This is a genomic window from Ferrovum myxofaciens, assembly GCF_000735045.1.
Taxonomy (GTDB): Bacteria; Pseudomonadota; Gammaproteobacteria; order Burkholderiales; family Ferrovaceae; genus Ferrovum; species Ferrovum myxofaciens.
This window is the reverse complement of sequence record NZ_JPOQ01000405.1, coordinates 1-297: the sequence shown is the minus strand read 5'-3', so window position 1 is coordinate 297 and position 297 is coordinate 1. Positions and strand designations below refer to the sequence as shown.

The 297-nt window shown below is 53.9% G+C and carries 1 protein-coding gene; it reads left to right on the top strand.

Features of this window, described 5'->3' with window-relative positions:
• A partial coding sequence (tnpA, locus tag IV91_RS18685) for an IS66 family insertion sequence element accessory protein TnpA (protein ID WP_160171599.1) occupies positions 1-297 on the top strand: 297 nt, incomplete at both ends.

Genomic DNA, 297 nt, shown 5'->3' with positions numbered 1-297 from the left:
GGAAACCAAGCGTAGCAGGAGAATTCGCCACAGCAGGCAGGACTGGCAGGGGTTCGTGTCCGAGTTTCTGACCAGTGGTCAGGACTGCAAGAGTTTCTGTCGGGATAAGGGATTAAATTCATCCCGATTGATACGTTGGCAAGGGGTATTTCGCAATGAGATTTCCCCTGTCATCAGCCAGATGCAACCCGTAGGGTTTTTGGATCTGGGTACGCTGCCTGCCCCTGAACCTCAACCCCGGACAGGAATCCTTGAACTCAAACTCGATCTGGGTGGTGGGGTGGTACTGACCCTCAC